This is a genomic window from Ralstonia pickettii (assembly GCF_000607165.1).
GTDB lineage: Bacteria > Pseudomonadota > Gammaproteobacteria > Burkholderiales > Burkholderiaceae > Ralstonia > Ralstonia holmesii.
Genome location: NZ_JFZG01000006.1, coordinates 770,056 through 782,449, shown reverse-complemented (window position 1 = coordinate 782,449; position 12,394 = coordinate 770,056). Strand labels below are relative to the sequence as shown.

Below are 12,394 nucleotides of genomic sequence, written 5' to 3'. Positions count from 1 at the left end.
AGCGTTGCAGTGTTTCCCCCCCCGGTGCACTGCGACGCGTCTGGCACATGCGACCCTTGGGTGTTTCCGATCCCGTCACGTTGTGGGAAACACCGCCGCCCGGACCGCGTTGTCCGGGCTTTTTTTTGTCCGGGTTCCGTGGAATGGACACGGCATTGGGTGGCTCAAGGGTCTTCACAAATTAGGACTCTTCTCATGGTTTGTAGCAAACCTCGCCATGAAAATTGCCGACACGTAACACATGCGACGGATCGCGATGAGCGCGACGGTTAGGTCGCTATCAAGGCCCGCACCATCCCGGCACGCATGTGCGCAATTTCCACGGAGCAGAACATGCGTATCGCCTTGCTTGAAGACGATCCCTTCCAAAGCGAAGTCATCGTCCAGATCCTGTCCCAGTCGGGCCACGACGTGATGACCTACAGCGATGGTGCGACGTTGCTGCGCATGCTGGGCCGCTCGTCGTACGACATGCTGATCCTCGACTGGCACACGCCGGGCATGCTCGGTATCGACGTGCTGAGCGTGGTGCGCAGCCGCCACAGGGATGTGCTGCCCATCCTGTTCGTCACCGCCGAGGAGGGCGAGAAAAGCCTCGTGCGCGCTCTCACGCATGGCGCCGATGACTACATCGCCAAGCCGTTCCGCATTGCCGAGCTGCGTGCTCGTGTCGATGCGCTGCTGCGCCGGGCGTATCCGATTCCGTATGGCCGCCTGCCGTTCGCGGTGGGGCCGTACTACTTCAACCTGCAGCGCCAGCAGGTCACGCTGCACGGCGAGCCCGTGACGCTGACGGCCATCGAATTCCAGCTGGCGTTGCTGCTGTTCTCGAACGTGGGGCGCACGCTGTCGCGCGATCACATCTTCGGGCAGGTGTGGGGCCGCAACTCCTCGGAGTACACGCGCACGATCGATAGCCACGTGTCGCGTATCCGTATGAAGCTGAATATCGAACCGGTGAACGAGGTGCGCTTGGTGGCGGTGTACAAGCATGGCTATCGCGTCGACTATCTGAAGCCGGCGGACGACATGAATGCGCTGTCCGAGATGGATCTTTCGTCGTACGACGTCTAGGCGCACGCCGATCGCCCCGCGCAAAAAGGGCTCCACCGCAGGAACGCGGCGGTGCCCTTTTTGTTGTTCATCGGCTGGTATGCTCAGCGCTTCTGATTCTCGGGCGAGGCCGGTGTGCCGTCTTTCAATCTCAATGCAGAGGCCGATGCGCTGCCGCGTGCATGGTCGTCTCGCGTGCTGGAGCGCTTTGGCGGCGGCAACTTCAAGGTGCTGCGCATGGACGGCACGCCGTATCCCGACGAAGTGCACGACTATGCCGAAGGCCTGCTAGTGATCGATGGCGAGCTGCGTCTGCGCATCGACGGCGAACCGGTAACCGTGTCGCGCGGCGAGCTGTACGTCGTGCCCGCCGGCGTGCCGCACAGCGTGGACGCCGGCAGCGCGGGCACGTTGGTTATTCTGGACGTGTAAGCGGGGCGCAGTGGGCCTCCGCGAGTTGCTTGATCCGCTGCAGCATCATCCGGCGGATCAGCCCGCTTGGTATGCGGATCAGCACCCAGTAAGGCGTGAAGCGGCGGCGCGCCGTTGTGTCGGAGCAATGCACGCACGAGCGCGTGGTCAGCAGCGTGCCGGCGCCGTCGGGTTCGGCGACGAACGTCATGACCAGCTTGGCGATGTTGGGCTCCGAGAACGTGCGAAACGCGCCGGCTTCAACGCGGACGAGCCCACCGGCGGATTCCCAGAAGCGGCCGACCAGGCCCAGCGCGAATTCGCGATATCCATCGCGGCCGAGTACCGTGAAATCGTGCAGGCCAAATCCGGCATCGATACGTCGCGCACTGGGCTTGCCCATCGCGGCGGCGATGCGTGCCGGGATGGCGCGCAAGTGCAGGAACAGCCTGGCCAGCGGGAAATCACTGACGTCCAGTTGCGAAACCACGTCGAGCACGCGCGCGGGCGGGGCATTGACGCGTATGTGGTGCTGCTCGCTGAACTGATGCTCGGGAAGGAAGGTGTTCAGCAGGCTCATGATGATCCGTGGCGTGGTGTTATGCCTGCGGTTTTTCGCTGGCTGTTGTGGAAGCCGCGGCCGGGGCGAATGCGGCGTCGCGAGCAGGCGGTTCCGCCAGGCTGCGCTTCATCAGCCATGCAACACCCGGGATACGCAAGCCGGTGGCGAACACCACGTCTCGCATCCAGCCTCCATATTGGGCCTGGAAGCACGGCGTGAGTGATCGGCTAAGCGTCTGATAGGCCTGCACGGTACGCAGACGCCGGGCGTGATAGGCGAGGGCGCCATCGGTGGGGCCATGCACTTGCACGCACGCGGCGAGTGCCAGGGCATCTTGCGCGGCCAGGGTGGTCCCCAGGCCGAGCTGCGGGCTCATGGCATGGGCGGCGTCGCCGATGACGCAGTAGGGTGGTTTGGCCAGCGCGCGCGGCCATGTGTGGCGATAGACGGCGAAAGGCATATCGTCGTGGGAGCCAATCTGTTCGACCATGGGCGAGGCTTGCGGCCACAGGCTCAGCACATGCGCTTTCCACTGCGTGATGTCGGTCTGTCGCCAGGCGTCCACAGCATCACCGGGGAGGCTCCAGAACATCGATAGGCGAGTGCGGGTGCCGTCCACTTCGGTGGGCAGCAGGCCCATCATTTCGCGCGTGCCGCGAAAGCGCTGCTGCAGCACGCGCGGGTTCCAGCCATCCACCCACCCTTGGAACCACAGCGTGCCCCATCGGTAGGTACTCGACGGGCCGGCGAGCCCTGCGGGCTCACGCAGCGCCGAGGCCGCGCCATCGGCAATCACAAACAAGTCGAACATTGATTCGCCCTGTGCGTGCGTGACCCGTGCGCGCGGGCCATCAAGAAGCAGTTGCTGGATCGCGCAATCAAAGTGGAACGATGCGCCCGCGTGCAACGCGGCGTCGTAAAGCATGGATGACAGCGCGTGGCGCGTGACGGCGCGGCCGGGCGTATCGGCGTAGTCGATGTCGAGCAGGCGCCAGCCGCGATGGCTCAGGCCGATCAGCCGGTCGATCGGCGCGCCGATGCCCTCCAGCTCGCGACCCACGCCGAGTGTCTCCAGCGCGCGGATACCCTGCGGCTGAATCAGCAGGCCCGCGCCCATGGCGGTCAGCTGCGGGTGCTTTTCGAAGACGTGCACGTCGTGCCCCTGGCGGGCAAACGCGATGGCGGCGGCGAGGCCGGCGTTACCGGCGCCGGCAATGCCGATGGTCAGCGGGCGGGGTGCGGTCATGAAGGCGTGGCAGATCGTTTGCTCAAGATGATAACGATACGGCACGCACGTTAAGGCCGTTCGTGCACGCTGCGGAGATAATGCGCAGACCTCCCGCCCACCACCCCACCCGGACGCGCCATGCAGATCAAATGGCTGGAAGACTTCAAGGAACTCGCCAAGACACGCAGCTTCAGCCGCGCTGCCGAGAACCGCAACGTCACGCATCCCGCATTCGGCCGGCGGATCAAGGCGCTGGAAGAATGGGTGGGCACCGCGCTGGTCGAGCGCAGCGAGCATCCGGTCACGCTCACGGCGGCGGGGCGCTTGTTTCTGGATGCCGCGTCCAATGCCGTCGACGGCTTGAACGATGCGCGCTTGCTGCTGCGCGAGGCGCAATTGCCGGTGGCGCTCAAGATCGGCACAGGGCGCACGCTGGCGCGCACCTTCGTCCCGGGCTGGTATGAAACGCTGGCACGCCAGCGCGGCGTGTTTCCGCTCAGCGTGACGACGGGCGGCACACAGGAGGGCGTCTTGGCACTTGCCGATGGCACGGTCGATCTGCTGATCGCCTACGCCAGCCCGCAGGCCGATGCATTGCTCGATCCGCGCAAGTACGACCATTGCACGCTGGGCAGCGAGACGCTGGTACCGGTCAGCGCGCCTGACAAGCGTGGTCGTGCCCGGTTCACCCTGCCGGGCTCGGCCGCAGCACCGCTGCCATGGCTGGCCTTTGCACGTGGGCTGACGTTGCGCCAAATGCTTGACAGCCACCTGGCCGCCGCCGACCGCAAGGCGCATCTGCAGCCCGTGTTTCAGGCGGATTTTTACGAGGCCGTGGAAGAGATGGCCCTGCGTGGATTCGGCATGGCCTGGTTGCCGTATCGCCTGGCCAAGCCGCACCTGAATGCGGGTGAACTTCGCCCCGCCGGCGATGACGCCTGGCACATCCACGTCAACATCCGCATGATGCGGGTGCGCAGCAATCAGAGCGCACTGCTTGACGAGGTATGGCAACTGGCCGTTGATAACGCCAACAACAACGCCCGCGCCGACCTCGCCTGAGGCGCATCGCAGAAAGCCCAACCTTGTGCCGAAACGGCACAAGCCGCCTGGGCACGGCACCTAGACTCCTCCGCAACCTTCGCCCGCCAGCGCTATTCAGCAAAACCGGCGGATCGGCACAGACCACGGGGAGACAACCATGCCAGCCCACACCCTCAATGCGAGCGGCGCATCCGCACGCGCCAGCGATACCCATCGACATCCCGCGCCCTGGCGTGCCGTATTGGCAGCCAGCGTTGGCAACGCGCTCGAATACTACGATCTGCTGATCTACGGCTATTTCGCCATCACAATCGGCAAGCTGTTCTTCCCGACGGGCGATGCGTGGAGTTCGCTGATGCTCTCGGTCGGCACGTTTGGCGTGTCGTTCATCATGCGGCCGCTGGGCTCGATGGTGCTTGGCAGCTATGCAGACCGCGTCGGCCGCAAGGCTGCGCTGACGTGGTCGATCCTGCTGATGATGCTCGGCACCGCGATGATCGCGTTTGCACCGACGTACGCGTCGATCGGGCTGTGGTCGCCGGCCATCGTGATCGTGGCGCGGCTGCTGCAGGGCTTTTCGGCCGGTGGAGAATTCGGTTCAGCCACGGCGTTCATGATCGAGCACGCCAACGGCAAGCGCATGGGATACAACGCGAGCTGGCAAGCCGCCACGCAGGGCCTTGCCACATTGCTGGCCGCGGGCTTGAGCGCATGGCTGACTTACGCGCTGACCACCGAGCAAGTGGAGTCATGGGGCTGGCGCGTGGCGTTCCTATTCGGCTTGCTGATCGGTCCCATTGGCGTCTACATTCGTCGCCACACGCCTGAGACGCCCGAGTTTGTCGCCATGCAGGCCGAGGCGCAGGGCGCGTCGCAAACGCATTCGCCGCTGCGCGATACACTCACTCGGGGTTTGCCGGGGCTACTGCTGGGGGCGGGCGTGGTCGTAGCCGTCACCGCATTCAACTACGTGCAGAAGGTCTACATGCCGACCTATGCCATCAATCAACTCCACATCGCGACCAGTGCCTCGCTGGTCTGCACGATGATCACCGGCGTGATGCTGATGGTGATGGCGCCGGCGTTCGGGTTGCTGGCGGATCGTTTCGGCAGCATCCGCGTGGTGTCGATTGCGATGGTGGTGATTGCGCTGTCGACGTATCCGATGTTTGCCACGCTGGTCGCGCAACCGACGTTCTGGACGCTGCTGGTGATGCAGGCGATTGTGGGCGTGCTGTTGGCCGCCGTCCTGGCGCCGTTGCCGGCGCTCCTGGCTGACATCTTCCCGACGCGTACGCGCGGCACGGGCCTGGCGCTGAGCTACAACCTGTCGGTAACGATCTTCGGTGGGTTCTCGCCGCTGATCGTCACATGGCTGATTGGCGTGACGCACATCAAGACGTCGCCGAGCTTCTATGTGTTTGCGACCACGCTGATCAGCCTGGTCTCGCTCTGGATGCTGCGTGGACGCGCTCGTGCGCACTGAACCTGAACAGACTTCTCGTAACACCCAAGGATTTCGCATGATGACCCTGGAGGCGCTGCGCGCCACGCTGCCGGTGTACCCGATCGAGCTGCACAAGCCCGATATCCACCGCTGGAAGACGGGTACGCACGACATTGATTACGTGCACACGTTCGATAGCGGCATGCCCGGTCCGCACGTCATGATCAACGCGCTCACGCATGGCAATGAGCTGTGCGGCGCGATTGCGGTGGATATGCTGCTGGCTGCCGGCGTGCGCCCGGCGCGTGGCCGGCTCACGCTGTCATTCGCAAACGTCGAGGCGTACGAGCGTTTTGACATCAACGATCCGGATGCCACGCGCTTTATCGACGAAGATCTGAACCGCGTCTGGTCGGCGGACAAGCTCGACGGCGCAGGCGACACGCTGGAACTGCGCCGCGCGCGTGAACTGCGCCCTGTGATCGACACGGTCGACTACCTGCTCGATATTCACTCGATGCATGAAAAGGCGGAGCCGCTGATGCTGACGGGTCCGCATGCGAAAGGCGTCGCGTTGGGCCGCCAGGTTGGCGCGCCTTCGCATCTGATGATTGATGCCGGCCACGCTGCTGGCCGCCGCTTGCGCGACTACGGCGGCTTTGGCGATGCCGCTAGCCCGAAGAACGCGCTGCTCATCGAATGCGGCCAGCATTTCGAGCGCACGAGCCGCGATGTGGCGCTGGATGCGTGCGCGCGTTTCCTGGTGGCGCTTGGCACCGTCGACGCATCGGCGGTATCGGAATGGCTGGGGATTGCGCCCGCGCTGGAGGTGCGTTGCATTCGTGTGACCGATCCGGTGGTCGCTAAATCCACGGCATTCCGTTTTGCGGACGACTATCGCGGTATGGAAACCATCGAGCGAGCAGGCACTGTCATCGCCACCGATGGAGACCTGCAGATCGTCACCCCGTACGACAACTGCGTTCTGCTGCAGCCATCGTTGCGACACCTGGCGCAGGGTGTGACCGTGGTCCGGTTGGGCAAGCCGGAAGGCACGGCCTAAGCGCCCAGCATGGTGCGCAATGTGCCGAGCACGACTTGGCGGCAGTTGCGCACCATCTTCTCTTCGGGATCTCGATAGCCGGTCAGAAGCCACGCCGCACCGACGTTGGTCAATGCACCCACGAGCGCGAGGCCGATGATGCGTTGATCGGCGCGCAGTTCTGCATCGTCGTCATGGTGCGTGCCGGGCAGTTGGGCGTTCGCCATGATCTGCTTGCCGAACTCCAGCAGGTTGCGCTGATAGGTTGCGTCCGTTTCCGGGCTCACGCCCATCACTTCGAGTAGCAGCACGCGCGCTGCGCATGAGTCTCGCAAGAACGCGAAAAACGCCTGCAGGCCGGCGTCGACACGAGCTTCCAGCGTGCCTTCCGCAGCCGCGGTGGCCTCCGACACCTGCGCGCGCAAGTCTTCCGCATGTTGCTGGTAGGTCGCGCGCAGCAGGGCTTCGGTGCTGTCGAACGCGGCGTAAAAGTACCGATCGTTGAGCCTCGCTTCCTGGCAGATCGCACGCACGGTGGCCTTGCGAAAGCCCACCGTGCCGAAGACGCGCGTGCCGGCGCGGATCAGCGCATCGCGGCGTTCTGCCGCGCGTGCTTCTGGCGCCACACCGCCATACGGGCGGCCTTTCTTGGCGGGCGCGTCGGCTGTTTCAAGTGTTTTCTCCATTTCGCTATTTGACGTCAGGACGGCCAAAAATTAAAGTGGTGATGAATCACACCACATTTAAGGCGAAATTTGCCGGTCCCGCCCCCGGGGCTGCAAACAGGAGACCGCATGGACACGACGATGGAGCGAAGCGCCAACCCGGGCGCGCCCCGCAACCGGGCTGCCGCGCCGGATACAGACCTCGACGTGCTCATCGTCGGCGCGGGCCTCTCGGGCATTGGCGCGGCGTATCACCTGCGCGAGCGCTGCCCATCGGCGCGCTTCGCCATCCTTGAAGGGCGCGAAACCATTGGCGGCACGTGGGACCTGTTCCGCTATCCGGGTATCCGATCCGACTCCGACATGTTCACGCTCGGCTACAGCTTCCGGCCGTGGCACAGCAGCAAGGCCATTTCCGACGGCCAGACGATTCTCGACTACATCCGCGACACCGCACGCGTGTTCGGCATCGACAAGTCGATCCGCTTCCGCCACAAGGTGACGGGTGCGAGCTGGGATTCCGCAGCGGCGCGCTGGACGGTGCAGGCCCTACGCAGCGATGGCTCGCGCGAGGAACCGGTGCAGTTCACCTGCAAGTTCCTCTACATGTGCAGCGGCTACTACGACTACGAAGAAGGCCACGCACCGACGTGGCCCGAGATGGATCAGTTCCGGGGGCGGATCGTCCATCCGCAGCATTGGCCGAACGATCTGTCGTACGCCGGCAAGCGCGTGGTGGTGATCGGCAGCGGAGCCACGGCCGTCACGCTTGTGCCCGCGATGGCCGGCACCGCGCAGCACGTGACGATGCTGCAGCGCTCGCCTACGTACATCGTCTCGCGACCGGAACAGGATGCCGTGGCCAACACATTGCGTCGCTGGTTGCCGTCGGGCCTTGCTCACCGGCTGGTGCGCACGAAAAACGTGCTGCTGACGATGTACTTCTACAGCCTCGCGCGTCGTAAGCCCAAGGCATTCAAAGACTTCATCATCCGCATGGCGGGCAAGCAGATCGGTCCCGGGTTCGACGTGCGCAAACACCTCACGCCGCGCTACAACCCGTGGGACCAGCGCCTGTGCCTTGTGCCCGACGGCGATCTGTTCAAGACGATCCGCGCGGGCAAGGCGTCGATTGCGACCGACGAGATCGCGCGCTTCACGCCGACCGGCCTGCAGCTCAAGAGCGGCGAGCATCTTGATGCCGACGTGATCGTCACGGCCACGGGGCTCAAGTTGAAGGTGCTGGGCGGAGCGGTCATCAGCGTCGACGGGCGCGCAGTGAACCTGGCAGAGACGGTGTCGTACAAGGGCATGATGTACAGCGGCGTGCCGAACCTCGCGTCGTCGTTCGGCTATACAAATGCGTCGTGGACGCTCAAGGCCGAGTTGATCGCGCAGTACGTTTGCAGGCTGCTCAACCACATGCAGTCCAACGGGTTTGATACCTGCGTGCCGCGTCTCGATGACGAAGCGATGAGCTGCGAGCCTGCCGTCGATCTGACGTCCGGCTACATTCAGCGTGCCGCCGCCATCCTGCCCAAGCAGGGCGACAAGCAGCCGTGGAAGTCGTATCAGAACTACGCACGCGATCTGATGATGCTCAAATTCGGTACGTTGGCCGACAGCGCCATGCAGTTCGAACGCCGCGCGCAGCCGATCGGCGCGGCACAGCCCGCCTAACCGCCTCCCGCATCGGGGACACTATGACCAGCACCATTCTTGGCGTCATCGCATTTGCACTCCTGGCGCCTGTTGCGTTTACGTTCTTCATCGCACGCCGCGTCACAAAGGGATTTCCGCCCGAAGGCAAGTTCCTCGATGTCGGGGCAGACCGCGTGCATTACACCGATCGCGGCCAAGGCCCCGCCATCGTGTTCGTGCATGGCCTGTGCGGCAACCTGCGCAACTTCGCGTATCTGGATATGGATCGGCTTGCGCGCTCGCACCGCGTGATCGTGATCGACCGGCCGGGGGCGGGGCGGTCCGTGCGCGGTGTGGATTCGCCGGCCAATATCTACGCGCAGGCGGGCATGGTCGCGCAGTGCATCGAGAAGCTTGGGCTCGACAAGCCCGTGCTGGTGGGGCATTCGCTTGGCGGAGCGATTTCACTGGCGGTGGGGCTGAACCATCCGCAAGTCATCCGTCGGCTCGCGTTGATCGCGCCGCTCACGCATGCAGAGAGCGCGCCGCCCGGTGCGTTCGGGGGCTTGGTGCTGCCGTCGCCGCTGGTGCGCAGGCTGGTGTCGTGGACGCTCGCGATTCCCCTGTCGATCATCAATTCTCGCAAGGCCATCGCCGCGGTGTTCGCGCCTGAGACCATGCCGAAGGATTTCCCGTTCAAGGGTGGCGGCTTGCTGGGGCTGCGTCCGCATGTGTTTTATGCGGCTTCGTCGGATCTGGTCTCTGCGCCGGAAGATCTGCCCGACATGGAACGCCGCTATGCCTCGATGACGGTGCCTGTCGACATGCTGTACGGTCGCGGTGACCGCATTCTCAACGTCAAACGCCAGGGCGAAGCACTCAAGCAGAAGCTCGACCGCGTGAACCTGCGCATCATCGACGGCGGTCATATGCTGCCCGTGACGCAGCCGGCGTTGACGACGGATTGGGTGCTGGCGGTTGCCGCTGCGGCGCCTGCGCGAGCCGAGGCGCTTGCCTAGCCCGGAGCCTCTTGTGTGGGGCTAGGGATGCACGGAAGCAGCAGAAAAGCAAAAAGCCCTGCCGAAGCAGGGCTTTTTGGTATTTGGTGGCGAATCAGGGACTCGAACCCCGGACCTGCGGATTATGATTCCGTCGCTCTAACCGACTGAGCTAATTCGCCGAAGAAGCGGGATTCTACCGTCTTCGGCGAATATGTCAACCCCCTGTCTCAATCATTGCGATAGATATCCACATCCTTGGTCTCGCGCACGAACAGCACACCGATCACGAAGGTGATGGCCGCAATCCAGATCGGGTACCACAAACCGTGATAGATATTGCCGTTCTGGGCCACCAGGGCGAACGAGATGGTCGGCAGCAGGCCCCCGAACCAGCCGTTGCCGATGTGATACGGCAGCGACATCGACGAGTACCGGATGCGTGTCGGGAACATCTCGACCAGCATTGCCGCGATCGGGCCGTAGACCATGGTGACGTAGATCACCAGGATCACCAGGATCACCAGCACCATGATCGTGTTCATCTGGGCGGGATCTGCCTTGGCCGGGTAGTTGGCCGCCTTGAGCGACTCGCTCACCTGCTTCTTGAAGTCGGCGATCTTGGTCTTGCTGTCGGCGTCGAAGTTCTGGCCGTCGGCCGTGCGGGTAGCGTTGAGCGAGGTGATCTGCTTACCCGCAATCGACACCGAGGCGACCGTGCCGGCCGGACCATCGACCGTCTCGTAGCTGGCCGACGATTGCGCCAGCGTGCGCTTGGCGATGTCGCAAGACGAGCGGAAGTCCACCTCGCGGGCGATCGGGCTGCCCTGGAACGAGCACTCCTTCGGGTCGGCCGTGATGGTGATCTGCGCAGTCTGCTGGGCGCGCTCCAGCGCCGGGTTGGCGTAGTGCGTGAGCGCCTTGAACAGCGGGAAGTACGTCAGCACCGCCAGCAGGCAGCCGGCCATGATGATCTTCTTGCGACCGATGCGGTCAGACAGCGAGCCGAAGAACACGAAGAACGGTGTGCCGATGGCAAGCGCTACGGCAATCAGCACGTTGGCCGTGAAGGCGTCGACCTTCAGCACCTGCGTGAGGAAGAACAGCGCGTAGAACTGGCCCGTGTACCACACCACAGCCTGGCCGGCGGTCAGGCCGAGCAGCGCCAGGATCACGATCTTCAGGTTGCGCCATTGGCCGAAAGCTTCCGTCAGCGGGGCTTTTGAGGTCTTGCCCTCCGCCTTCATCTTCTGGAACGCGGGCGATTCGCTCATCGACAGACGGATGTACACCGACGTGGCGAGCAGCAGGATCGACACCAGGAACGGGATGCGCCAGCCCCAGTCGTCGAACGCCTTGCCGGTCAGTTCGCGCATAGCCAGGATGACGATCAGCGAGAGGAACAGGCCCAGCGTGGCCGTCGTCTGGATCCACGACGTGTAGGCACCGCGGCGGCCGTGCGGGGCATGCTCGGCGACATACGTGGCGGCGCCACCGTACTCACCGCCCAGCGCCAGACCTTGCAGCATGCGCAGCGCGATCAGAATGACCGGCGCGGCGACGCCAATCGTGCCGTATGACGGAAGCAGACCGACGACGAACGTCGACGTACCCATGATGACGATGGTCACCAGGAACGTGTATTTGCGCCCGATCATGTCGCCCAGGCGGCCAAACACCAGCGCGCCAAACGGGCGCACCAGAAAGCCGGCAGCAAACGCCAGCAGTGCAAAGATGAAGCCCGCCGTGGGGTCCAGGCCCGAGAAGAACTGCTTGGCGATGATGGCCGCCAACGAGCCGTAGAGATAAAAGTCGTACCACTCGAACACCGTCCCCAGCGACGAGGCAAAGATGACCTTCTTCTCCTCCTTCGTCATGGGCGCGGGCTGCACACGCCCAGCGGGCGCGTTCGGTGCACTTTGCACGGTTGCCATGTTGTCTCCTGTTTTTTTTTCGTAGGTCGTCCCGCTGGGCATGGACATGACAACGCAAACGCTTTTCGCCCGCGGAAGTGTCAACGATTGTGGGAGGCGAAACTTACGGTGTTCTGACAGACATGTGCCTTTCAATACACTCGATTGGTGATCGAGATTTCAAGAAAATCAAGCACTTGGGCTCGCCTGAGTCGGGTAGCGGTGCATCGACTTGGCCCTTACTGCAATGCGTGCGCTGCATCATCCAACGGCCACTTTGTGCCGGCAGTGCCAGACGGTATGTGCGCGTCCTGCGAATGTGCATATGCACAAGATGCACGCGCTGGCCAGCGTCGTTTTGGGCGAGGGGAGCCGCCCCGCGATCCATTT

At 63.8% G+C, this 12,394-nt stretch carries 11 protein-coding genes and 1 tRNA gene; 7 read left to right on the top strand and 5 right to left on the bottom strand.

Features of this window, described 5'->3' with window-relative positions; translation table 11 throughout:
• Window positions 1-333: 333 nt before the first annotated feature.
• Together BG83_RS0109955 and BG83_RS0109950 are read left to right on the top strand one after the other, a co-directional pair.
• Window positions 334-1,074: a response regulator transcription factor gene (locus BG83_RS0109955; RefSeq protein WP_024976581.1), complete on the top strand. Its 741-nt coding sequence runs from the start codon at window positions 334-336 to the stop codon at window positions 1,072-1,074.
• 114 nt (window positions 1,075-1,188) lie between these two features.
• Window positions 1,189-1,485, top strand: coding sequence for a cupin domain-containing protein (locus BG83_RS0109950; protein ID WP_024976580.1), 297 nt, complete (start codon window positions 1,189-1,191; stop codon window positions 1,483-1,485).
• Here BG83_RS0109950 and BG83_RS0109945 read toward each other — a convergent pair.
• Both BG83_RS0109945 and BG83_RS0109940 read right to left on the bottom strand, forming a co-directional pair.
• On the bottom strand, window positions 1,469-2,044 hold the full coding sequence (locus tag BG83_RS0109945; RefSeq protein ID WP_024976579.1) for a hypothetical protein: 576 nt from the start codon (window positions 2,042-2,044) through the stop codon (window positions 1,469-1,471). The genes BG83_RS0109950 and BG83_RS0109945 overlap by 17 nt on opposite strands.
• A gap of 19 nt (window positions 2,045-2,063) precedes the next feature.
• The gene (locus tag BG83_RS0109940; RefSeq protein WP_024976578.1) at window positions 2,064-3,272 is read right to left on the bottom strand and encodes an FAD-dependent oxidoreductase; all 1,209 of its coding nucleotides are present in this window, start codon (window positions 3,270-3,272) and stop codon (window positions 2,064-2,066) included.
• 120 nt (window positions 3,273-3,392) lie between these two features.
• On the opposite strand from BG83_RS0109940, the gene BG83_RS0109935 reads away from it, so the two are divergent.
• The 3 genes from BG83_RS0109935 (at window position 3,393) to BG83_RS0109925 (ending at window position 6,808) form a co-directional block, all read left to right on the top strand.
• Window positions 3,393-4,316, top strand: coding sequence for a LysR family transcriptional regulator (locus BG83_RS0109935; RefSeq protein WP_024976577.1), 924 nt, complete (start codon window positions 3,393-3,395; stop codon window positions 4,314-4,316).
• Window positions 4,317-4,455: 139 nt separating this feature from the next.
• A complete protein-coding gene (locus BG83_RS0109930; protein ID WP_024976576.1) occupies window positions 4,456-5,784 on the top strand; it encodes an MFS transporter in 1,329 nt (442 codons plus the stop codon).
• Window positions 5,785-5,821: 37 nt separating this feature from the next.
• Window positions 5,822-6,808 carry a M14 family metallopeptidase gene (locus BG83_RS0109925; RefSeq protein ID WP_024976575.1) on the top strand — a complete coding sequence of 329 codons (987 nt, stop codon included), beginning with the start codon at window positions 5,822-5,824 and terminating at the stop codon, window positions 6,806-6,808.
• Here the strand turns inward: BG83_RS0109925 and BG83_RS0109920 are convergent.
• Window positions 6,805-7,473: a TetR/AcrR family transcriptional regulator gene (locus BG83_RS0109920; protein WP_024976574.1), complete on the bottom strand. Its 669-nt coding sequence runs from the start codon at window positions 7,471-7,473 to the stop codon at window positions 6,805-6,807. The two genes, BG83_RS0109925 and BG83_RS0109920, sit on opposite strands and share 4 nt — an antisense overlap.
• Before the next feature lie 108 nt (window positions 7,474-7,581).
• Here BG83_RS0109920 and BG83_RS0109915 point away from each other — a divergent pair, with 108 nt between their 5' ends.
• Both BG83_RS0109915 and BG83_RS0109910 read left to right on the top strand, forming a co-directional pair.
• On the top strand, window positions 7,582-9,132 hold the full coding sequence (locus BG83_RS0109915; RefSeq protein ID WP_024976573.1) for a flavin-containing monooxygenase: 1,551 nt from the start codon (window positions 7,582-7,584) through the stop codon (window positions 9,130-9,132).
• Window positions 9,133-9,155: 23 nt separating this feature from the next.
• Window positions 9,156-10,112: an alpha/beta fold hydrolase gene (locus BG83_RS0109910; RefSeq protein WP_024976572.1), complete on the top strand. Its 957-nt coding sequence runs from the start codon at window positions 9,156-9,158 to the stop codon at window positions 10,110-10,112.
• A gap of 84 nt (window positions 10,113-10,196) precedes the next feature.
• On the opposite strand, the gene BG83_RS0109905 is transcribed toward BG83_RS0109910, so the two are convergent.
• Window positions 10,197-10,273: transfer RNA gene (locus BG83_RS0109905), tRNA-Met, on the bottom strand.
• Between the two features lie 48 nt (window positions 10,274-10,321).
• The gene (locus BG83_RS0109900) at window positions 10,322-12,025 is read right to left on the bottom strand and encodes an MFS transporter (protein ID WP_024976571.1); all 1,704 of its coding nucleotides are present in this window, start codon (window positions 12,023-12,025) and stop codon (window positions 10,322-10,324) included.
• Window positions 12,026-12,394 lie beyond the last annotated feature (369 nt).